Genomic DNA, 19,289 nt, shown 5'->3' with positions numbered 1-19,289 from the left:
CGCCGACTCGGCCGACCCGAACATGGCCTCCTACCGCATCAGCGTGGACAACCTCGCCGACTGGATCGCCACCCGCGGCTACAGCGCCTCCTGACCGGCCATCCGCTGACAGGAGCGAGCACGAAGGGCCGGCCCCCACAAGGGGCCGGCCCTTCGTCGTGTCTCAGGACTCGGCGAGGACGGCGAGGATCCCCTCGCCGTACTTGGCCAGCTTGTTGTCGCCGACCCCGTTGATCCTCGACAGCTCGGTCAGCGAGGTCGGCGCCTCGGTGGCGATCTGCCGCAGCGTGGCGTCGTGGAAGATCACGTAGGCCGGGACGCCCTGTTCCTTGGCGGTGGCCGCCCGCCAGGCGCGCAGCCGCTCGAACACCGGGACGGCGGCCGGGGCGAGGTCGGCCACCATGGTGGCCGCGCCGCGGGGCTTGGCGGACCGGCCGGACGCCGGCCGCTCCGGCTCCCGCCGCATGGTGACCGTCCGCCGCCGGCCCAGCACCTCGGCGCTCGCCTCGGTCAGGGCCAGGGTGCCGTAGTCGCCCTCGACGGCGAGCAGGCCCTCGGCGAGCAGTTGCCGGACCACGCCCCGCCACTCGGCCTCGCGCAGGTCGGTGCCGATGCCGAAGGTGCTCAGCGAGTCGTGCCCGTGCTGGTCGATCTTGTCGGTGCGCTTGCCGAGCAGGATGTCCACGCAGTGCCCGGCGCCGAACCGCTGGTTGCGTTCGCGGTCGAGCCGGTAGACGGTGGAGAGCAGCTTCTGCGCGGCGACCGTGCCGTCCCAGGACTCCGGTGGCTCCAGGCAGGTGTCGCAGTTGCCGCAGTTGGCGGTGCCGCCCTCGCCGAAGTATTCGAGGAGTTGCGCACGGCGGCAGCGGACCGTCTCGCAGAGCGCCAGCATGGCGTCGAGGTGGGTGGCGAGGTTGCGCCGGTGGGCCAGGTCGCCCTCCGACGTCTCGATCATCTTGCGCTGCTGCACCACGTCCTGGAGCCCGTATGCCAGCCAGGCCGTCGACGGCAGCCCGTCCCGCCCGGCACGGCCGGTCTCCTGGTAGTAGCCCTCCACCGACTTGGGCAGGTCGAGGTGGGCGACGAAGCGTACGTCGGGCTTGTCGATGCCCATGCCGAAGGCGATGGTGGCGACCATGACGAGGCCGTCCTCGCGCAGGAAGCGCTGCTGGTTGGCCGCTCGGGTCGCCGCGTCGAGCCCGGCGTGGTAGGGCAGCGCCGGGATGCCGTTGGCGACCAGGGACTCGGCGGTCTTCTCCACCGAGGCCCGGGACAGGCAGTAGACGATGCCGGCGTCGCCCGGGTGCTCGTCGCGGAGCAGTGCGAGCAGTTGCTTGCGCGGCTCGCGCTTGGGCACGATCCGGTACTGGATGTTGGGCCGGTCGAAGCTGGCCACGAAGTGCCGGGCATCGGTGAGCTTGAGCCGGGTGGCGATCTCCGTGCGGGTGGCCGCGGTGGCGGTCGCGGTCAGCGCGATCCGCGGCACCCCCGGCCAGCGCTCGTGCAGCATCGACAGGTTGAGGTAGTCGGGGCGGAAGTCGTGCCCCCACTGCGAGACGCAGTGCGCCTCGTCGATCGCGAAGAGCCCGATCCGCCCGCGCTCCAGCAGGGCGACCGTGGCGCGCGTCGCGAGCGCCTCCGGGGCGAGGTAGAGCAGGTCCAGCTCACCGGCGAGGAACGCCGCCTCGACCCGCCGCCGCTCGGCCAAGTCCTGCGTCGAGTTGAGGAAACCGGCCCGGACGCCGACCGCGGTGAGCGCGTCGACCTGGTCCTGCATGAGCGCGATCAGTGGCGAGACGACCACCGCCACGCCGTCGCGGACCAGCGCCGGGATCTGGTAGCAGAGCGACTTGCCGCCCCCGGTGGGCATCAGCACCAGCGCGTCGCCGCCGGCCACCACGTGCTCGACGACCTCGTGCTGGAAGCCGCGGAAGGCGTCGTAGCCGAACACCCGGCGGAGCACCCGCAGGGCGTCCTCGGTCCGCTCATCGGTGGGGGAGACCATTCGCGCAGTCTACGAGCGCCCGCCGACAGCACCCCGTCCCGAACGGGCGCGTGGCGGGAACCAGGACCTTGACAAAACGGACAAGCACCTGTTCCGGTCGTCACCCCGTGGAATCCCGGGCGGGGTCGAAGCCGTTAGAGTCGCTGACTGACCACGCGCGGCCGACCGGCCGCGGCGCCACGGCTGGGGGTAGCGGGTGAGCGAGGCGCGGACGGCGGGAGACCTGGTGCCGACCACGGAGACAGCTCTCGGACGGCCGGCGCCGGCCGAGGCGGACACCACCCTGGTGGTGGTGACCGGCCTGTCCGGCGGTGGCCGCAGCACCGTGGCCCGGGCGCTGGAGAACGTCGGCTACTACGTGGTGGACAACCTGCCCCAGGCGCTGATGCTGGACATGGCCGAGCTGGCCTTCAAGGCCGGCGGCGCCGCCCGGCGTACGGCCATGGTGCTGGACGTCCGGTCGCGGGCCTTCTCCACCGACCTGGCCGGGGCGATCCGGGAGCTGCGTGAGCGCGGCTTCCAGCCCCGGGTGGTGTTCGTCGACGCCGACGACGAGGTGCTGATCCGCCGCTTCGAGAGTGTCCGCCGCTCGCACCCGTTGCAGGGCGACGGGCGGCTGGCCGACGGGATCGCCGTCGAGCGGGCCCTGCTGGAGGAGGCCCGGGACCAGGCCGACGTGATCATCGACACCAGCCACCTGAACGTCAACCAGCTCCGCCGCCGGGTCGAGGAGCTGTTCGGCGGGGAGGACTCCCGCCGGCTGCGGATCACCGTGCTCTCCTTCGGCTTCAAGTACGGCCTCCCGCCGGACGCCGACTTCGTGATGGACGCCCGGTTCCTGCCGAATCCCTACTGGGTGCCGGAGCTGCGCGAGCACACCGGGCGCGAGGAGGCGGTCAGCGCGTACGTGCTGGGCCAGGAGGGGGCGGACGCCTTCGTGGCCGGGTACGCGGACCTGGTCAACGCCACCACCGCCGGTTTCGAGCGGGAGGGCAAGCGCTACCTGACCGTGGCCGTCGGCTGCACCGGCGGCAAGCACCGCAGCGTGGCGATCGCCGAGGAGCTGGCCGCCCGGCTGCGCCGCTCCGGCATCGCCGCCAACGCCCAGCACCGCGACCTGGGGCGGGAATGACCCCGACCAGGGTGGTCGCCTTCGGCGGCGGACACGGGCTCTCGGCGTCGCTGCGGGCGCTGCGGCACTGCGTACCCGGACTGGACCTGGACATCACCGCGGTGGTCACCGTCGGCGACGACGGCGGCTCCAGCGGGCGGCTGCGCGCGGAGCGGGGTGGCCTGCCCCCGGGCGACCTGCGGCAGGCGCTCGTCGCCCTGGCCGGCGACCACCCGGCCACCCGGCGCAGCGCGGCGCTCTTCCAGCACCGCTTCGCGGCGGCCGGCGGGAGCGGGGGAGCGGCCGACCCGCTCGCCGGCCACGCGGTCGGCAACCTGCTGCTGCACGGGCTGACCGAGCTGCTCGGTGACCCGGTGGTCGCGCTCGACCACGCCGGGGCGATGCTCGGCGCGGTCGGCCGGGTGCTGCCGATGTCCCGGCAGCCGGTCGGGATCGAGGCCCGGGTACGGGGCGCCGACCCGGACCGCCCCGACGAGGTCCGCACGGTGCGCGGCCAGCACCAGGTGGCGGTCACCTCCGGCACGGTCGAGTCGCTGCGGCTCACCCCGGCCGCGCCGGCCGCCTGCGCGGAGGCGGTGGCCGCGGTGCGCGCGGCCGACTGGCTGATCTTCGGGCCGGGCAGCTGGTACACCAGCGTGCTGCCGCACCTGCTGGTGCCGGGGCTGGCCGACGCGATCGTCTCCAGCCCGGCGCGTCGGCTGGTGACCCTCAACCTGGTGGCGGAGAAGGAGACCTTCGGGCTCTCCCTGCCCGACCATCTGGACACCCTCCGGCGCTATCTGCCCGAGTTGAAGGTGGACATGGTGCTGGCCGACTCCAAGGCGGTGGGTGATCCCGTGGCGGTCGAAGTTGCGGCAGAATCGCTTGGTGCCCGGCTGGTCCTCGCTCCCGTCGCCGTCACCGACGGCACGCCCCGTCATGATCCGGCCGCCCTGGGCGCCGCGCTGGTGCCTGTCCTGGGCGCCGATCGTTAGACACGTACGTAATCACCGGCGACACGCCGGAACCGGTCCGTGAGGGGGCGCGCAACATGGCGATGACGGCTGCGGTCAAGGACGAGCTGAGTCGGGTCGACGTGCCCAAGCCCTGCTGCCGGCGGGCGGAGATGGCCGCCCTGCTCCGGTTCGCCGGCGGCCTGCACATCGTGTCGGGTCGCGTCGTGGTCGAGGCGGAGCTGGACACCGGCGCGGTGGCCCGGCGGCTGCGCCGGGAGATCGCCGAGGTCTACGGCTACCCGAGCGAGATCCACGTGCTCGCCTCGGGCGGCCTGCGCAAGGGCAGCCACTTCATCGTGCGGGTGGTCAAGGACGGCGAGGCCCTCGCCCGGCAGACCGGCCTGCTGGACGTCCGGGGCCGCCCGGTGCGCGGCCTGCCGCCGCACGTGGTGGCCGCCAACGTCTGTTGCGCGGTCTCCGCCTGGCGTGGAGCGTTCATGGCGCACGGCTCGCTGACCGAGCCGGGCCGGTCCAGCGCGCTGGAGATCACCTGCCCCGGCCCGGAGTCCGCGCTCGCCCTGGTCGGCGCCGCCCGCCGGATCGGCATCACCGCCAAGAACCGCGAGGTGCGCGGTGTGGACCGGGTGGTGGTCAAGGACGGCGACGCGATCGCCGCGCTGCTCACCCGGATCGGCGCCCACTCCAGCGTGCTGGCCTGGGAGGAGCGGCGGGTGCGCCGCGAGGTGCGGGCCACCGCGAACCGACTGGCCAACTTCGACGACGCCAACCTGCGCCGTTCGGCGCGCGCCGCGGTGGCCGCCGCAGCCCGGGTCACCCGGGCGCTGGAGATCCTCGCCGAGGACGCCCCCAACCACCTGACCTCGGCCGGCCAGTTGCGGCTGGAGCACCGGCAGGCGTCGCTGGAGGAACTCGGCGCGCTCGCCGACCCGCCGCTGACCAAGGACGCCATCGCCGGCCGGATCCGCCGGCTGCTCGCGCTCGCCGACAAGCGAGCCCGCGACCTGGGCATCCCGGATACCGAAGCGGCCGTCACGCCCGACATGCTCGTGGTCTGATAGGACCGGTGAGGCGTCGGGCTGCGAAGGGGATCACCACCCGCCGCAGCGCGGCGGCGCGCGCTCGGATAAGGTCGCTGCGTACGGCAAGGGGGCCGGCAAAGGCATCCCTCGCCGTGCTCACCGCCTCGGGCGGTCTGGTCTCCTGGGACCGCGGCGGGGTGGCCGAGATGAACCGTCAACGGCCGGCTCCACCGGTCGGCGAACAATCTCCGCCGGCCGGGGTCTGACGCCGGCGGACCAGAACGCGAGGAGATGGGACCTGTGACCATCCGGGTTGGCATCAACGGCTTCGGCCGGATCGGCCGCAACTTCTTCCGGGCAGTGCTGGCGTCCGGCGCTGACATCGAGGTCGTGGCGGTCAACGACCTGACCGACAACGCGACGCTCGCCCACCTTGTCAAGTACGACAGCATCCTGGGTCGCCTCCCGCACGAGGTGAAGGCCACCGCCGACGAGATCACCGTGGGCGGCAAGACCATCAAGGCGTACGCCGAGAAGGACCCGGCCAAGCTGCCGTGGGGCGAGGTCGGCGCCGACGTCGTCATCGAGTCCACCGGTTTCTTCACCGACGCCACCAAGGCGAAGGCGCACGTCGACGGCGGGGCCAAGAAGGTCATCATCTCCGCCCCGGCGAAGAACGAGGACGTCACCGTGGTCATGGGCGTCAACCAGGACCAGTACGACCCGGCCAAGCACACGATCATCTCGAACGCCTCCTGCACCACCAACTGCCTCGCCCCGATGGCCAAGGTGCTGCACGACACGTTCGGCATCCAGCAGGGTCTGATGACCACCATCCACGCGTACACGCAGGACCAGAACCTGCAGGACGCGCCGCACAAGGACCTGCGCCGGGCCCGGGCCGCCGCGCTCAACATCGTGCCGACCTCGACCGGCGCCGCGAAGGCGATCGGCCTGGTCCTGCCGGACCTCAAGGGCAAGCTGGACGGCTACGCGCTGCGCGTGCCGATCCCGACCGGCTCCGTCACCGACCTGACCGTCACGGTCGGCCGGGAGACCACGGTGGACGAGGTCAACGCCGCGCTCAAGGCCGCCGCGGACGGCCCGCTCAAGGGCATCCTGGTCTACAACGACGACGCGATCGTCTCCTCGGACATCGTCACCGACCCGGCGTCCTGCATCTTCGACGCGCCGCTGACCAAGGTGATCGGCAACCAGGTCAAGGTCGTCGGCTGGTACGACAACGAGTGGGGCTACTCGAACCGCCTGGTGGACCTGGTCAAGCTGGTGGGTAGCTCGCTGTGAGCATCCGTAACCTCGACGACCTGCTCGGCGAGGGGGTGTCGGGTCGGCGCGTGCTGGTGCGCGCCGACCTGAACGTCCCGCTCGACAAGCAGAGCGGTGAGATCACCGACGACGGCCGCATCCGGGCCGTGCTGCCGACCCTGAGCGCGCTGGTCCAGGCCGGCGCCAAGGTGGTCGTCTGCTCGCACCTGGGCCGCCCGAAGGGCGCGCCGGACCCGCAGTTCAGCCTCCGCCCGGTCGCCGGGCGGCTCGGCGAGCTGCTGGGCGCGCCGGTGCACTTCGCCGAGGACACCGTCGGCGACTCGGCCCGGTCCACCGTGGAGGGCCTGGCCGACGGCCAGGTCGCCCTGCTGGAGAACCTGCGCTTCAACAAGGGTGAGACCAGCAAGGACGACGCCGAGCGGGGCGCCTTCGCCGACCAGCTCGCCGCCTTCGGCGACGCGTACGTCGACGACGCCTTCGGCGCGGTGCACCGCAAGCACGCCAGCGTCCACGACGTGCCGGCGCGGCTGCCGCACTTCGCCGGCCGGCTCGTGCTGCGCGAGGTGGAGGTGCTCGGCAAGCTCACCGGCGACCCGGAGCGGCCGTACGTGGTGGTGCTGGGCGGCTCCAAGGTCTCCGACAAACTGGCCGTGATCGAGGCCCTGCTGCCGAAGGTCGACCGGCTGCTCATCGGCGGCGGGATGTGCTTCACCTTCCTCAAGGCCCAGGGCCACGAGGTGGGCACCTCGCTGCTCGAGGAGGACATGGTCGAGACCTGCCGCAACCTGTTGGAGCGCTCCGGCGGCAAGATCATGCTCCCGGTCGACGTGGTGGCCGCGGACGCGTTCGCGCCGGACGCCACCCACGACACCGTGCCCGCCGACGGCATCCCGAGCCACCGGCTCGGGCTGGACATCGGCCCGGAGACGGTGGCCGGTTTCGCCGCGGCGCTCTCCCAGGCGAAGACGATCTTCTGGAACGGCCCGATGGGCGTGTTCGAGATGGCCGCGTTCGCCAACGGCACCCGGGGCGTGGCCGAGGCGATCACCAAGGCCGACGCGTTCAGCGTCGTCGGTGGCGGTGACTCCGCCGCGGCCGTCCGGGCCCTCGGGCTGGACGAGTCGTCCTTCGGCCACATCTCCACGGGCGGCGGCGCCTCCCTGGAATACCTCGAGGGCAAGACCCTCCCCGGCATCGCGGCCCTGGAGAACTGAATGGCGAGCACCACCCGCCGGCCGCTGATGGCCGGCAACTGGAAGATGAACCTGAACCACCTCGAGGCCAACCTGCTGGTGCAGAAGCTGGCCGCGAGCCTCAACGAGAAGCAGCTCACCGACGTCGAGACGGTGGTCCTGCCGCCCTTCACCGATCTGCGCACCGTGCAGACCGCGGTGGACGGCGACAAGCTGCTGATCGGCTACGGCGCGCAGGACCTGTCGCCGTTCCAGTCGGGCGCGTACACCGGGGACATCGCCGGGCCGATGCTCGCCAAGCTGGGCTGCACCTACGTGGTGGTCGGCCACTCCGAGCGGCGGCAGTACCACAACGAGGACGACGCCCTGGTCAACGCCAAGGTGGCCGCCGCGCTGGCGAACGGGCTCACCCCGATCCTCTGCATCGGCGAGGGGCTGGAGATCCGCGAGCAGCTCCGGCACGTGCCGCACTGCTGCGATCAGTTGGACGGCGCGCTCAAGGGGCTCACCCCGGAGCAGGTCACCAGGGTCGTCGTGGCGTACGAGCCGGTCTGGGCGATCGGCACCGGCAAGACAGCGACCCCGGAGGACGCCCAGGAGGTCTGCGGCGAGGTGCGCAAGCGCCTGGCGGAGACCTTCGGCCAGGACACCGCGGACCAGGTCCGGATCCTCTACGGCGGCTCGGTGAAGTCGTCGAACGTGGCCGCGATCATGGCCCAGCCGGACGTGGACGGGGCCCTGGTCGGGGGCGCCAGCCTGGACGCCGAGGAATTCGCGCAGATCTGCCGGTTCCCGGAGCACATCGCCCGCTGAACGCTCGCTATCCTTGACGCTGCCCGTCCACCGGTCGGTGCCGCCGTGCCCGACACGACCGGGCAGTGATCGCAACGAGAGGACTGACCCCCGCCATGCCGATCTGGTTCGCCTACACGATGATCGTGTTGCTGGTCATCACGAGCATCCTGCTCACCCTGCTGATCCTCCTGCACCGCGGTAAGGGTGGCGGGTTGTCGAGCATGTTCGGCGGCGGCGTCAGCTCCAGCCTGGCCGGCTCCTCGGTGGCCGAGAAGAACCTCGACCGCTACACCGTTCTGGTCGGCATCATCTGGTTCGCGTGCATCGTCGGGATCGGGCTCTGGCTCCGGCTCCAGACGGGCAGCGGCGCCTGAGCGAGCGCTCCGAGTCGTACAATCTGCGCGCGGTCCGTCACGGACCGCGCGCAGTTTTTTCTCCGCACGTCGCCCGCCGCCCACCCCCGCAAGCGGCGGTCCCCTCCGACGACAGGAGCGAGCAGCCGTGTCCAGTGGCAACGTCATCCGCGGCACCCGGATCGGGTCCGCCCCTGAACGATTCGAGCAGCGGATCGAGCCGGCGCCCCGCCGGCCGGTCACCTACTGGTGCGCAAACGCCCACCGCGTCCAGTTCCTCATCGCCGCCGAGGCGGAGGCCCCGGAGACCTGGGACTGCCCGCGCTGCGGCGAACCGGCCGGCCCCGACCCGGGCAACCCGCCCGGCCGGGCCCGGGTCGAGCCCTACAAGAGCCACCTGGCGTACGTCCAGGAGCGGCGGACCCCGGAGCAGGGCGAGGCGCTGCTCGCCGAGGCCCTGGAGACGCTGCGCCGGCGGCGCGGCGGGGCCTGAACACGCGGGAGCCCCGACCCGCCCGGGCCGGGGCTCCGCCGTCGTTCAGCGCAGGCTGCGCAGCCGGGGCGGCACGTCGGCCGCCGCGGCCCGGTCCAGCAGCCAGAGGGTACGGGACACCCCCCGCACCCCGGCCGCCGGCAACTGCACCGGCCCGGCCCCGGCGAGGGCCATCCCGACCGCCCGGGCCTTGTCCGCCCCGGCGGCCACCAGCCAGACCTCCTCGGCCGTGTTGATCGCCGGGAGGGTCAGCGTGGTCCGCACCGGCGGCGGCTTGGGGCTGCCGCGCACCGCGCTGACCGGGCGGTTGTCGTGGTGCACCGGGTGCTCGGGAAAGACCGAGGCCACGTGCCCGTCCTCGCCGACGCCGAGCATCAGCACGTCGAAGTGGGGGAGGGCGGCGGTCCCCGGCCGGGCGGCCCGGGCCAGCTCCCGCGCGTACCCGGCGGCGGCCGCCTCCGGGTCGTTGCCGGCCGGCCCGTCCGAGGCCGGCATCGGGTGGATGCGGGCCGGGTCCAGCGGCACCGCGTCCAGCAGCGCCGCCCGGGCCTGGGTCTCGTTGCGCTCCGGGTCACCGGCCGGCAGGAACCGCTCGTCGCCCCACCAGACGTCGACCCGGGACCAGTCGACGGCGTCCCGGGCGGGCAGCTGCGTCACCGCCCGGTACACCGCCGCGGCGATCCGCCCGCCGGTCAGCACCACCGACGCCTGGCCGCGCTCGGCCTGCGCGTCGAGCAGCTTCACCACCAGCCGGGCCGCCACCGCCTGCGCCAGCAGGTCGGGGTCGGCGTGTACGGCGACACTCGCCTCAGTCATCCATCGCGCCTTCGTGCTCCGACCGCCCCGCGGCGGCCACCTGTGCTGTCCGACCGCCGAGCGGTCCGTGCGCTCCGCTCACTCGTTGGCGGTCGCGCCGGCGTGCGCGGTCACCCCGGCCTCGGCCCGCTGGGCGGTCGCCGGATCCTTCCACACGTGCACCCGCTGGGCGGGCCGCTGGTCGAGCCCGGTCAGCCCGGCGGTCGCACCGAGCGCCTCGGCGTAGACCTGGTCGGCGTCGAGCCGGCGCAGCTCCTCGGCCAGCTCGTCGCCGAGCGGGCGGCGGACCAGCGGCAGCGTCCGGTCCTCCTGGCCGGTACGCCGGAAGACGGCCACGTTCTCGTCCCGGGTCAGCGTCAGCTGGTCGCCGTTGGCGCAGCGCAGCTGCACCTCCCGCATCCGGGGGAACTCGTCGGTGTGCTGCCAGCTCGGGTCGATGCCGAGCCGGGCCACCAGCCAGCCGCGCATCAGCGCCGCCGTCGGGTCGGTCCGCGGCGCCACCACGGTCGCCTCGGTGACCCGGGCCTGGGTGGTGTCGAACGCCCCGGCGACCAGGGTGCGCCACGGGGTGATCCGGGTCCAGGCCAGCTCGGTGTCGCCCGGGGCGTAGTCCGCGGCCCGCTGCCGCAGGGCGGCGATCGGATCGGCGGCCTGGGCCGCGTCGGTGATCCGCCGGTCGGCCACCACGCCGAGGAAGTCGGTGGCGATCTCCTCCGGCGGCTCGCCGTGCCACCAGGTCACCACCGGCACGTCCGGCACCAGCAGCGGCATGACCACCGACTCGGCGTGCAGCGCGAGGCGCCCGTACATCCGGGTCACCACCGCCTCGCACGGGCCGAGCCGGCCGCCGACGACGATCTCCGCGTCCAGCCGGTTGCGGTCCCGCTCGACGTCGGAGCGGACCACCACGAGCAGCCGGCACGGGTGGGCGGCGGCCGCGATGGTCGCCGCCGCCTCGGCCTCCCGGACCCGCTTCTCGTCGACCACGACGATCAGCGTGAGCGCCATGCCGCTGGCCACCCCGCCCGCGCTGCGCCGCTCGGCGGCGAGCGCCTTGACCACCTCGTTCCCGGTGGTGTCCCACAAGCCGATCAACGGAACCTCCTGGTTCGCTCGCAGTGCTCGCTCACGCTCTCCGCCAGGACCGGCCCTCGCGGGCCAGCATCTCGTCGGCGGCCCGGGGACCCCACTCGCCGGCCCGGTACGGCTCCGGCTTCGTGCCCGCCCAGGCGTGCTCCAGCGGGTCCACCGCCTGCCAGCTCTGCTCCACCTCGGCGGCGTCCGGGAACAGCGTCCGGTCGCCGATGAGCACGTCCAGCACCAGCCGCTCGTACGCCTCGGGGCTGGACTCGGTGAACGCCTCGCCGTACTGGAAGTCCATCGCGATGTCGCGGACCTCCATGGTGGTGCCCGGCACCTTCGAGCCGAACTTCAGCACCACGCCCTCGTCGGGCTGCACCCGGATGACGAGCTGGTTGGGGCCGAGCGACTCCATGTCGGCCGGGTTGAACGGCAGGTGCGGCGCCGTCTTGAACACGATGGCCACCTCGGTGACCCGGCGGGGCAGCCGCTTGCCGGCCCGGATGTAGAACGGCACCCCGGCCCAGCGCCGGTTCTGGATGCCCAGCTTCACGGCCACGTACGTCTCGGTGGTGGAGTCCGCCGGCACGCCCTCCTCCTCGAGGTAGCCGACGGCGCGTTCGCCGCCGACCCAGCCGGGCAGGTACTGCCCGCGGACGGTGTCCTGGGAGACGTCCTGCGGCACCGTGATGGCCTTGAGCACCTTGAGCTTCTCGGTCCGGATCTCGTCGGCGTCGAAGCTGGTCGGCTCCTCCATGGCCACCAGGGCGAGCAGCTGGAGCAGGTGGTTCTGGAGCACGTCGCGGGCGGTGCCGACCGAGTCGTAGAAGGCGGCCCGGGTGCCGATGCCCACGTCCTCGGCCATGGTGATCTGCACCGAGTCGACGTACTTGGAGTTCCACAGCGGCTCGAACAGGTTGTTGGCGAACCGCAGGGCCAGGATGTTCTGGACCGTCTCCTTGCCCAGGTAGTGGTCGATCCGGAACACGTCCTGCCGGGTGAAGACGTCGTCGACCAGGTCGTTGAGCGCCTTCGCCGAGGGCAGGTCGTTACCGAACGGCTTCTCCACCACGACCCGGCGCCAGCCGCCGGACTTGGCGTTGTCCGCCATGCCGGTGCGGGCGAGCTGCTTGAGCACCACCGGGAAGGCCGCCGGGGGGATGGAGAAGTAGAAGGCGGCGTTGCCCGGGATGCCGTGGGTGTCGCGCAGTTCGTCGAGGGTGCTGGCGAGGTGGTCGAAGGCCGCGTCGTCGTCGAACGAGCCGCCGACGAACTTGATGTTGCCGGCGAGCCGGGCCCAGACCTCCTCCCGCCAGGGGGTACGGGCGTGCTTCTTGGCCGCGTCGTGGGCCAGCGACTCGAAGTCGCCGTCGCCCCAGTCGCGCCGGGCGAAGCCCAGGACCACGAAACCGGGCGGCAGCAGCCCCCGGTTCGCCAGGTCGTAGACCGCTGGCAGGAGCTTCTTCTTGGCCAGGTCGCCGGTCACCCCGAAGATCACCAGAGCGCAGGGCTCCGGGATCCGTGGCAGCCGGCGGTCCTGAGGATCGCGCAGCGGGTTCCCTGCGCTGTCCTCGGTTCGCGACTGCGGGGCTCGCAGGACCGGCTCACTCCTCGCGCTCACGGTGCCTCCTCGCTCCGCCGATGTCACGTCATTCATCGTCACGTCAGTGTCCGTCCGGCCGCGTCCAGTAGCTGGGCGACGCCCGCCGCCCGCTCGGTCAGGTGCAGGCGCAGCACCGGCCGCCCGCGATCGGCGAGGGCCCGCCGGTCGCCGGCGGCCTGCGCCGCCTGAAGGTCTCCGAAGGTGTACGGGCGGCCGGGCACCGGCAGGTCGTCGGTGACCGCGCCGGTCACCTGAAGGTGGCTGCCGGCCCGCGGGCCGCCCTTGTGGTACTGCCCGGTGGAGTGCAGGTACCGCGGTCCCCACCCGAAGGTCACCGGGCGCGCGGCCGCCCGCGCCAGCAGCGGGCGCAGCCCGGCCACGGCCGCGTCGGCCCACCGGTCGAGGTAGGCGGTCACCGCCAGGTAGCCGTCGTCGCCCAGCCCGTCGAGCAGCCAGCGCAGTGCGCCGGCCAGGTCGGCGGGGGCCCCGGCCGGGGCGTACACCTCGATGGCGCCGTCGGTGGCCGAGGGCGACTCCGCGGGGGGCGGGCCGGCGGCGAGCAGCCGCGCGGTGTGCTCCCGGCTCTCGGCGACGTCCGGCTGGTCGAACGGGTCGACGTCGAGCACGGCGGCGGCGATCGCGGTGGCGTACTGCCAGGTGAGGAACTGCGCGCCGAGCGGGCCGTTGACCGCCACGTCGGCGGGGCCGGGCGCGACGCCCGGGCCGAGGGCGCCGCCGTAGCCGACGGTCAGCACGTCGGGCCCGGTGGCGCCGGGCGCGTCCGGGGACTCGACCACCACCGGCAGGACGCCCTGGCCGACCTTGCCGGTGGACTCGGCGAGCAGTTGCTCGGCCCACTCGCCCAGCCCGTCGAGCCCGGTGCCGTCGGACACCAGTGCGACGGTGGCCCGGCCGGTGGTGGCCGCGGTGGCGAGCGCCGCCCCGAGGGCGAGCCCCGGGTTGTCCCGGTCGCGGCCCAGCGCATCGGCGACGGCCCCGGCGTCGTCGAGCAGGTCGGCGACCGGCACCCCGGCCAGCGCCGCCGGCACCAGCCCGAACGCGGTGAGCGCCGCGTACCGGCCGCCCACCTCCGGGTCGGACTGGATCACGACGACGCCCAGCTCGTCGGCGAGCGCCTCCAGCGGGGAGCCGGGGTCGGTGACCACGACGAAGTGCCGGGCGATCTCCGCCTCGCTCATCCCGGCGTCCAGGAACGCCTGCCAGTAGGCCCGCCGGACGCTGTCGGTCTCCACGGCGTCGGCGGAGTTGCCGGCGACCACCACGACCGTGCGTCCCAGCCGCTCGGTCAGGGCCGCCCGGACCTGGCCCGGGTCGGTGGTGTCCAGCACGGTCAGCGGCCGGCCGAGGGCCCGGGCGAGCACCTCCGGGGCGAGCGCGGAGCCGCCCGTCCCGGCCAGCACCACGTGGTCCAGGTCGGCCAGCTCCTCGGTCAGCTCGGCGAGCTGGGGGAGCAGCTCCCGGCTGCGTTCGTGGGTGTCCAGCCAGCCCAGCCGGGCCCGGGCCGTCGCCTCGGCCTCCGGCCCCCAGAGGGTCGGATCCTTGGCGGCGAGCCGGGCGGGGAGGCCCGCGGCGACCAGCGCGGCCCGCACGGACGCGGGCGCGGACCCGTCGACCGCGTCCGCACCGTGCACGGCCAGCCCGGCGGCGGCGTCCGCCCGGCCGGCCAGCAGGTCGCTCACCTCACCACCCCGTCCTCGTGGCGTGGCGCGCCCCGGGGTGGCACCCCGGGACGCGTCCGGCGCCGTCCGTCACGCGTCGCCCCCGGCCTGTTCGGCGGCCTTCGCGTTGCCCTTGGCCGCCCGGCCCGGCTTTCCGATGCCCTTGGCCGCCTCGGCGAGGGACTTCCTGACCCCGTCGATCAGCTCCAGGTAGCTCGTCTCGAACTTCTCCACGCCCTCCCGCTCGAGGGTGGCGATCACGTCGGCCATGTCCACACCGACCGCCTGGAGGTCGGTGAAGACCTTGCGGGCCGCGTCGTACGAGCCGGTGATGGTGTCGCCGCGGGTCTCGCCGTGGTCGGCGTAGGCGTGGATGACGGCTTCCGGCATGGTGTTGACCGTGCCGGGGGCGATCAGCTCCTCGACGTAGATGACGTCCCGGTAGTCGGGGTTCTTGGTGGAGGTCGAGGCCCACAGCGGGCGCTGCGGGTAGGCCCCGGCGTCGGCCAGCTTCCGCCACCGGTCGGAGCCGAAGACCTCGCCGTAGCGCTCGTACGCCAGCTGGGCGTTGGCGATGGCCGCCTTGCCGCGCAGCGCCTTGGCCTCGTCGGAGCCGATCTTCTCCAGCCGCTTGTCCACCTCGGTGTCGACCCGGGAGACGAAGAACGAGGCGACCGAGCCGATCTTCGACAGGTCGTGGCCGTTCGCCTTCGCCTGCTCCAGACCGGCCAGGAACGCCTCCATGACCTGCGAGTACCGGTCGAGGCCGAAGATCAGCGTGACGTTCACGCTGATCCCTTCGGCCAGGGTCGCGGTGATCGCCGGCAGGCCCGCCTCGGTGGCCGGGATCTTGATGAACAGGTTCGGCCGGTCGACCAGCCACCAGAGCGCCTTGGCCTCGGCCACGGTCCGGTCGGACTCGTGGGCCAGCCGCGGGTCGACCTCGATCGACACCCGGCCGTCCACGCCGGCGCTCTTGTCGTAGGACGGGCGCATCACGTCGCAGGCCCACCGCACGTCGTACGTGGTGAGCATGCGGACCGCCTCCTCGACCTCGAGGCCCCGGGTGGCGAGGTCGCGCAGCTGCCAGTTGTACTCGTCGGCGTCGCTCAGCGCCTTCGCGAAGATCGTCGGGTTGGTGGTCACCCCGGCCACGTGCTGCTCGCGGCGGAGCTTGTCCAGCCCGCCGGAGCTGAGTCGTACCCGGGAAAGATCGTCGAGCCAGATCGCCACACCAGCGGCCTGGAGCTCGCTCAGCCTGTCCGTCATGCCGTCCACGCTCCCCTCAGTTGCCGGTCGTGAAACCGGTGATGTCGCCCACCCGGGTCAGCGCCGCGTGCGCGGCGGCCACGATCCGGTCGGGGGTGAACCCGAACTGCTCGAAGAGCACGGTGTGCGGCGCGCTCGCCCCGTAGTGCTCCAGGCTCACGCACTCGCCGCTGTCCCCGACGATCGCCCGCCAGGACATGGCGATGCCCGCCTCCACGCTCACCCGTGCCTTTACCCCGCGCGGCAGGACCGACTCCCGGTACGCCTCGTCCTGCGCGAAGAACCACTCCTGGCAGGGCATCGAGACCACCCGGGTGGGGGTGCCGTCCGCCTCCAGCCGCTCCCGGGCGGTGAGGCAGAGCTGCACCTCGGAGCCGGTGCCGACGATGATCACCTGGGGCCTGCCGCCGGACGCCTCGGCCAGCACGTAGCCGCCCTTGGCCACGCCCTCGGCGGCGCCCAGTTCGGTGCGGTCGAGGGTCGGCAGCGCCTGCCGGCTGAGCGCCAGCGCGGTGGGCCGGTCGGTGTGCTCCAGGGCCTGCCGCCACGCCCAGACGGTCTCGTTGGCGTCGGCCGGGCGGACCACGTCCAGGCCGGGGATGGCGCGCAGCGCGGTCAGGTGCTCGACCGGCTGGTGGGTGGGGCCGTCCTCGCCGAGGCCGATCGAATCGTGCGTCCAGACGTAGGTGACCGGCAGCTTCATGAGCGCGGCGAGCCGCACCGAGGGGCGCATGTAGTCGCTGAACACGAGGAACGTGCCGCCGTAGGGGCGGGTGCCGCCGTGCAGGGCGATGCCGTTGAGGATCGCGCCCATGGCGTGCTCACGGATGCCGAAGTGCAGGGTGCGGCCGTACTCGTCGCCCGGGAAGTCCTTGGTGGCGTGCTCCGCCGGGATGAAGGACGGCTCGCCCTTCATGGTGGTGTTGTTGCTCTCCGCCAGGTCGGCGGAGCCGCCCCACAGCTCGGGCAGCACCGGGGCGAGGGCCTCCAGGACCTTGCCGGAGGCGGCCCGGGTGGCCACGCCCTTGGCGTCGGCCGGGAAGGTGGGTAGCGCGTCGGTCCAGCCCTGCGGGAGGGTCCGGGTGGACATCCGGTCCCAGAGCGCCTTGCGCTCCGGGTTGGCCTGCGCCCAGGCGTCGAACGTGGTGGTCCACGCCGCCTGCGCCTCGGCGCCCCGCTCCAGCACCTGGCGGGCGTGCTTGAGCACCTCGTCGTCGATCTCGAAGGTGCGCTCCGGGTCGAAGCCGAGGATCCGCTTGGTGGCCTTCACCTCGTCGGCGCCGAGCGCCGAGCCGTGGATCTTGCCGGTGTTCTGCTTGTTCGGGGCGGGCCAGCCGATGATGGTGCGCAGCGCGATGAAGGAGGGACGGCCGGTCTCCGCCCGGGCCGCCAGCAGCGCCTGGTGGAGCGCCTCGACGTCCTCGTGGTAGTCGCCCTGGTCGGCGTCGCCGCGGCGCCAGTCGACCGTCTGCACGTGCCAGCCGTACGCCGCGTACCGGGCGGCCACGTCCTCGCTCTTGGCGATCCGGGTGTCGTCCTCGATCGAGATCTCGTTGTCGTCGTAGATCACGCAGAGGTTGCCGAGCTGCTGGTGGCCGGCGAGGGCGCTCGCCTCGTGGCTGATGCCCTCCTCGATGTCACCGTCCGAGGCGATGCACCAGATGTCGTGGTCGAAGGGGGAGTCGCCGCGCTCGGACTCCGGGTCGAACAGGCCGCGCTCGCGGCGGGCCGCCATCGCCATGCCGACCGCGTTGCCGAGGCCCTGGCCGAGCGGGCCGGTGGTGGTCTCCACGCCGGGGGTGTGGCCGTGCTCCGGGTGGCCCGGGGTGAGCGAACCCCACTGGCGCAGCGCCTTGAGGTCGTCGAGGGCCAGCGGGTAGCCGGAGAGGAAGAGCTGGATGTAGAGGGTCAGGCTGGAGTGCCCGGCGGACAGCACGAACCGGTCCCGGCCGGTCCAGTTGGGGTCGGCCGGGTTGTGCCGCATGACCCGGTTGAAGAGCAGGTACGCCGCCGGGGCGAGGCTCATGGCCGTGCCCGGGTGGCCGTTGCCGGATTTCTCCACGGCGTCCATGGCCAGCACGCGGACCGTGTCGACGGCCCTGCGGTCGAGGTCGGACCAGTTGAGAGCGGGAAGCTCGGGTCGGTTGGCAGCCACGATGGTTGTGCTCCTCGGCAGATGGGCGGAACCCTCACTGATGACCCTATCGAGCGGCCCTAAACGTCCGCCCGGGGATCTCTGCATGCTGGTCTGTACGTCTCCGACCGGATCCGCCGTTCAACTGGGAATGTGACGGCCCGCACCGTTGCCGGGTCTGCGGGGCAGCCAAAACGACGACGCGTAGTGTGTGGGGCGGTGTGTGGACCCGGATGGGGTCCGAGCCGACCCCGACCTCCCCCGCCGAAGCCGGAAGGTGGCAATCCGTGAGCATGATCACCGAGCGCCCCGTCAGCGACTCTGCCGGGCAGCCGCCGGTGCGCACGGTGACGGAGGTCTCGGCGACCGGTCGGCGGGACGTGCGGGCCGTGGTGGCCGCGTACGTGGCGCTCACCAAGCCGCGGATCGTCGAGCTGCTGCTGGTCACCACCGTGCCGGCGATGATGCTGGCCGAGGGTGGCATGCCGGCGCTCTGGCTGGTGGCCGTGGTGCTGGTCGGCGGCTCGCTCGCGGCGGGTGCGGCCAGCGTGCTCAACTGCTACATCGACCGGGACATCGACCAGTTGATGCGGCGCACCAAGCGCCGCCCGCTGCCGGCGCACACCGTGTCGCCGCGCAACGCGCTGGTCTTCGGCCTGGTGCTGGCGGTGGTGTCGGTGGCGCTGATGGCCGCCGCCACCAACTGGCTGGCCGCCGGCCTGACGCTGGCGGCGATCGCCTACTACGACCTGGTCTACACGCTCTGGCTGAAGCGCACCACGGCCGCCAACACCTTCTGGGGCGGTGCCTGCGGGGCCGCGCCGGTGCTGATCGGCTGGGCGGCCGTCACCGGCTCGCTGGCGCCGGCCGCGTGGGGCCTGTTCGCGGTGGTGTTCTTCTGGCAGATGCCGCACTTCTACGCGCTGGCGATCAAGTACAAGGCCGATTACGCCCGGGCCGGCATCCCGATGCTGCCGGTGGTGGCCTCGGTCCGCCGGGTCAACGCGGAGATCATTCTCTTCTCCTGGCTGACCCTGCTCTCCTCGCTGGCCGTCTGGCCGCTCGGGATGAGCCCGATCTACGGCGTCACCGCGCTGGTGGTCGGTGGGATCTTCGTGGTCGAGGCGCACAAGCTCTGCCGGCGCGCGGCGCGCGGCGAGGCGGTCAAGCCGATGCGGCTGTTCCACTGGTCCACCACCTACCTCACCATCCTGTTCGCGGCCGTCGCCCTCGACGCCCTGCTCTAGTCGCATTGCGGCGCTGACCGGAGTGGATGAGTTCCCGCCTGTCGCGCATTTCATCAGAATTTTTTTCGGCCTGAGTCGGACGGGCTCAACCCGGACAGACTGTGACGATCTCCCCCGCCCGGTTTGCCCAGGCATAGGCGACATGTCCGGGCGAATTACCTGTGGTCTTCCTTAAACCTGTAGGTAATTGGCATCACATTCAGTTCATGGTTCTCGCACATCCGGGTG

16 protein-coding genes and 1 pseudogene are annotated in these 19,289 nt (G+C 72.8%); 10 read left to right on the top strand and 7 right to left on the bottom strand.

From position 1 onward, the window contains the following. Nucleotides 1-94: pseudogene (locus ABZV78_RS18390) on the top strand (phytochelatin synthase); the annotation flags it as partial. A 69-nt stretch (nucleotides 95-163) separates the two neighbouring features. Here the strand turns inward: ABZV78_RS18390 and recQ are convergent. Beyond that, nucleotides 164-2,005 (bottom strand): DNA helicase RecQ, encoded by a 1,842-nt coding sequence (recQ, locus tag ABZV78_RS18385; protein WP_355639985.1) that lies wholly within the window; start codon nucleotides 2,003-2,005, stop codon nucleotides 164-166. 223 nt (nucleotides 2,006-2,228) lie between these two features. On the opposite strand from recQ, the gene rapZ reads away from it, so the two are divergent. The 8 genes from rapZ to ABZV78_RS18345 all read left to right on the top strand — a co-directional run bounded on the left by rapZ (nucleotide 2,229) and on the right by ABZV78_RS18345 (nucleotide 9,233). Beyond that, entirely contained in the window at nucleotides 2,229-3,137 is a 909-nt protein-coding gene (gene rapZ / locus ABZV78_RS18380; RefSeq protein WP_355639991.1) for an RNase adapter RapZ, read from the top strand. Then, nucleotides 3,134-4,111 (top strand): uridine diphosphate-N-acetylglucosamine-binding protein YvcK, encoded by a 978-nt coding sequence (yvcK, locus tag ABZV78_RS18375; RefSeq protein ID WP_355639983.1) that lies wholly within the window; start codon nucleotides 3,134-3,136, stop codon nucleotides 4,109-4,111. The genes rapZ and yvcK overlap by 4 nt, the downstream gene beginning before the upstream one ends. Before the next feature lie 56 nt (nucleotides 4,112-4,167). Continuing rightward, entirely contained in the window at nucleotides 4,168-5,148 is a 981-nt protein-coding gene (gene whiA, locus ABZV78_RS18370) for a DNA-binding protein WhiA (RefSeq protein WP_091597037.1), read from the top strand. 264 nt (nucleotides 5,149-5,412) lie between these two features. Beyond that, the gene (gap, locus tag ABZV78_RS18365; RefSeq protein ID WP_355639981.1) at nucleotides 5,413-6,417 is read left to right on the top strand and encodes a type I glyceraldehyde-3-phosphate dehydrogenase; all 1,005 of its coding nucleotides are present in this window, start codon (nucleotides 5,413-5,415) and stop codon (nucleotides 6,415-6,417) included. Beyond that, the gene (locus ABZV78_RS18360) at nucleotides 6,414-7,613 is read left to right on the top strand and encodes a phosphoglycerate kinase (RefSeq protein ID WP_355639979.1); all 1,200 of its coding nucleotides are present in this window, start codon (nucleotides 6,414-6,416) and stop codon (nucleotides 7,611-7,613) included. Before gap ends, ABZV78_RS18360 begins: the two co-directional genes overlap by 4 nt. Beyond that, complete coding sequence (gene tpiA / locus ABZV78_RS18355) at nucleotides 7,614-8,405, top strand: triose-phosphate isomerase (protein WP_355639977.1); 792 nt, start codon at nucleotides 7,614-7,616, stop codon at nucleotides 8,403-8,405. It abuts the gene before it with no gap. Between the two features lie 95 nt (nucleotides 8,406-8,500). Next, entirely contained in the window at nucleotides 8,501-8,761 is a 261-nt protein-coding gene (secG, locus tag ABZV78_RS18350) for a preprotein translocase subunit SecG (RefSeq protein WP_151461972.1), read from the top strand. A 127-nt stretch (nucleotides 8,762-8,888) separates the two neighbouring features. Next, a complete protein-coding gene (locus tag ABZV78_RS18345) occupies nucleotides 8,889-9,233 on the top strand; it encodes an RNA polymerase-binding protein RbpA (protein ID WP_091270103.1) in 345 nt (114 codons plus the stop codon). Nucleotides 9,234-9,278: 45 nt separating this feature from the next. Here ABZV78_RS18345 and pgl read toward each other — a convergent pair whose 3' ends face one another. The 6 genes from pgl to tkt form a co-directional block, all read right to left on the bottom strand. Next, entirely contained in the window at nucleotides 9,279-10,049 is a 771-nt protein-coding gene (gene pgl / locus ABZV78_RS18340; protein WP_355639974.1) for a 6-phosphogluconolactonase, read from the bottom strand. A gap of 78 nt (nucleotides 10,050-10,127) precedes the next feature. Continuing rightward, nucleotides 10,128-11,144: a glucose-6-phosphate dehydrogenase assembly protein OpcA gene (locus ABZV78_RS18335; protein WP_355639972.1), complete on the bottom strand. Its 1,017-nt coding sequence runs from the start codon at nucleotides 11,142-11,144 to the stop codon at nucleotides 10,128-10,130. Between the two features lie 31 nt (nucleotides 11,145-11,175). Further along, nucleotides 11,176-12,786, bottom strand: a complete 1,611-nt coding sequence (zwf, locus tag ABZV78_RS18330) for a glucose-6-phosphate dehydrogenase (protein WP_355639970.1) — start codon at nucleotides 12,784-12,786, stop codon at nucleotides 11,176-11,178. Between the two features lie 2 nt (nucleotides 12,787-12,788). Next, nucleotides 12,789-14,432 carry a glucose-6-phosphate isomerase gene (locus tag ABZV78_RS18325; protein WP_355639968.1) on the bottom strand — a complete coding sequence of 548 codons (1,644 nt, stop codon included), beginning with the start codon at nucleotides 14,430-14,432 and terminating at the stop codon, nucleotides 12,789-12,791. Nucleotides 14,433-14,501: 69 nt separating this feature from the next. Continuing rightward, entirely contained in the window at nucleotides 14,502-15,680 is a 1,179-nt protein-coding gene (gene tal, locus ABZV78_RS18320; protein WP_355639966.1) for a transaldolase, read from the bottom strand. Between the two features lie 16 nt (nucleotides 15,681-15,696). Next, nucleotides 15,697-17,835 carry a transketolase gene (tkt, locus tag ABZV78_RS18315; protein WP_355639965.1) on the bottom strand — a complete coding sequence of 713 codons (2,139 nt, stop codon included), beginning with the start codon at nucleotides 17,833-17,835 and terminating at the stop codon, nucleotides 15,697-15,699. A gap of 266 nt (nucleotides 17,836-18,101) precedes the next feature. On the opposite strand from tkt, the gene ABZV78_RS18310 reads away from it, so the two are divergent. Beyond that, the gene (locus tag ABZV78_RS18310) at nucleotides 18,102-19,061 is read left to right on the top strand and encodes a heme o synthase (RefSeq protein WP_355639963.1); all 960 of its coding nucleotides are present in this window, start codon (nucleotides 18,102-18,104) and stop codon (nucleotides 19,059-19,061) included. Nucleotides 19,062-19,289: the final 228 nt, after the last annotated feature.

This window comes from Micromonospora sp. NPDC004540 (genome assembly GCF_040610095.1).
Classification (GTDB): Bacteria; Actinomycetota; Actinomycetes; order Mycobacteriales; family Micromonosporaceae; genus Micromonospora.
Note: the sequence above shows the minus strand (reverse complement) of the source record. Positions and strands in the feature narration are given on the sequence as shown.

What these genes read in the sequence shown, in the direction of transcription:
- recQ (WP_355639985.1), bottom strand. Translation starts at nt 2,005, where the DNA reads ATGGTCTCCCCCACCGATGAGCGGACCGAGGACGCCCTGCGGGTGCTC.
- yvcK (WP_355639983.1), top strand. Translation starts at nt 3,134, where the DNA reads ATGACCCCGACCAGGGTGGTCGCCTTCGGCGGCGGACACGGGCTCTCG.
- whiA (WP_091597037.1), top strand. Translation starts at nt 4,168, where the DNA reads ATGGCGATGACGGCTGCGGTCAAGGACGAGCTGAGTCGGGTCGACGTG.
- tpiA (WP_355639977.1), top strand. Translation starts at nt 7,614, where the DNA reads ATGGCGAGCACCACCCGCCGGCCGCTGATGGCCGGCAACTGGAAGATG.
- secG (WP_151461972.1), top strand. Translation starts at nt 8,501, where the DNA reads ATGCCGATCTGGTTCGCCTACACGATGATCGTGTTGCTGGTCATCACG.
- pgl (WP_355639974.1), bottom strand. Translation starts at nt 10,049, where the DNA reads ATGACTGAGGCGAGTGTCGCCGTACACGCCGACCCCGACCTGCTGGCG.
- zwf (WP_355639970.1), bottom strand. Translation starts at nt 12,786, where the DNA reads ATGAATGACGTGACATCGGCGGAGCGAGGAGGCACCGTGAGCGCGAGG.
- tal (WP_355639966.1), bottom strand. Translation starts at nt 15,680, where the DNA reads ATGACGGACAGGCTGAGCGAGCTCCAGGCCGCTGGTGTGGCGATCTGG.